Annotated in this window: 2 protein-coding genes; both read left to right on the forward strand. The window is 46.7% G+C overall.

Features of this window, described 5'->3' with window-relative positions; translation table 11 throughout:
* Positions 1 to 896 (forward strand): HAD-IC family P-type ATPase (locus ACYVRH_RS12540; RefSeq protein WP_461257239.1); only part of this gene is annotated, 896 nt, incomplete at its 5' end.
* 19 nt (positions 897 to 915) lie between these two features.
* Positions 916 to 1,593, forward strand: a complete 678-nt coding sequence (locus ACYVRH_RS12545) for a hypothetical protein (RefSeq protein WP_461257240.1) — start codon at positions 916 to 918, stop codon at positions 1,591 to 1,593.
* Positions 1,594 to 1,694 lie beyond the last annotated feature (101 nt).

Genomic DNA, 1,694 nt, shown 5'->3' on the forward strand with positions numbered 1-1,694 from the left:
CGGTTCCTCCTCGTAGCACCCAAGACATTCTTCTTCAACTTGTAGCCGCCGTTGAAAAGAATTCTGAACATCCGCTTGCTTCCGCTATTGTCCGCGAAGCGGAAAAGCGCGGCCTTGAACTGCCGTCCGTAACAGATTTCAAAGCCATCCCCGGCAGAGGCATAGAAGCAAAAATTTCCTTTTCCCCACTCCCCATCCTCATAGGTAACAAAAAACTCATGGACGAACAAGGCATCTCTCTTACCGAACTAGAACCCGCCTCCGACCGCCTTGCCGGTGAGGGAAAAACGCCGATGTATGTCGCTCTGGATGGCAAGGCTGCGGGAATAATTGCCGTGGCGGACGTACTGAAACCTTCCAGCAAGGCGGCGATTGAGCGGCTCCATAAAATGGGAATTGAGGTCGCCATGATTACCGGAGACAATAAAAAAACGGCAAACGCAATCGCCAAACAGGTTGGAATTGACCGTGTGCTTGCCGAAGTTCTGCCTCAGGACAAATCAGTCGAAGTAAAGAAATTGCAGGACGAAGGACGCAAAGTTGCAATGGTTGGAGACGGGATCAACGACGCTCCGGCATTGGCGCAAGCGGACATTGGCATCGCAATAGGAAGCGGGACGGATGTGGCAATGGAGTCCGCCGACATTGTGCTTATGCGTTCCGACCTTAGCGATGTCCCCACTGCTATCAATTTAAGCAAGCGGACAATCCGTAACATCAAACAAAATCTGTTCTGGGCTTTTGGCTACAATGTGCTTGGTATTCCAATTGCCGCCGGTGTGCTGTACCTCTTTGGAGGACCGCTCCTCAATCCGATTTTCGCCGCCGCCGCAATGAGTTTAAGTTCCGTATCGGTACTGACCAATGCGTTGCGGCTAAAAAGATTTAAAGCATAATCATAATAAGGAGAAAAAAATGAAAACGACAATTAATTTAACGGCACTTTTTGCCCTGTTTGCAATTACAGTGTTTTCCTGTTCAAAACTGGACGTGGTGGGAAGCTACTCTGCTCGCTCCTTCAATGAGCTTTTGCAAAGTGCGCCGCAATTGGTATCAGAAGACAAGGCAAACGTCGGCTGGTCTATCTCCGCTCCCGACAACAGCGTCCGTTTTATCTGGAGCAAAAACTTCGCCGAAAGTCCGCTCTATGATGTAATGCTGGAAATTAACGCCGATCCTTTTATCGCGGCGGGACTTGATCCGTCAAAACTTCCCGGCAATTTTATTTTTAAAGACGGAATGCTCATAGTGGGGACAAAATTGGGAAACGAAAAATTAAGCTATCAAGGGGAAGCCTCGCCGCTTGCCTCTTATGGACAGATTGTAAAACTGAAACGTAGCAGTATCGGCTATCATGGGCAATTGGATCACTACGGTATTTCCTTGGGAGACGGCAATATGTTTGAATGGGCAAAAAATGTGGATACCAACGATAAAGACATCGTGTTTGTCCTTGCTCCCGAGCCGTTTATTGCCGCCGGAGCAGACCCCGCCAAAATTGACGGCTGGGCTTTTGCAAAAGTAACGGTTGATGACGAAAACGGAAAACCTGTACAGGTTGACAAAATATTAAAGCCGTTTAATTTGCGTTGAAATAATTTTTTATTTTTTCTTACGCCCCACTTGACATTTTTAAATCTATAACATACTATTCATACGTATTTAATAGGAATTAAGATATTTAATTCCAAATT

The sequence above is a fragment of the Treponema sp. R80B11-R83G3 genome (assembly GCF_054786115.1).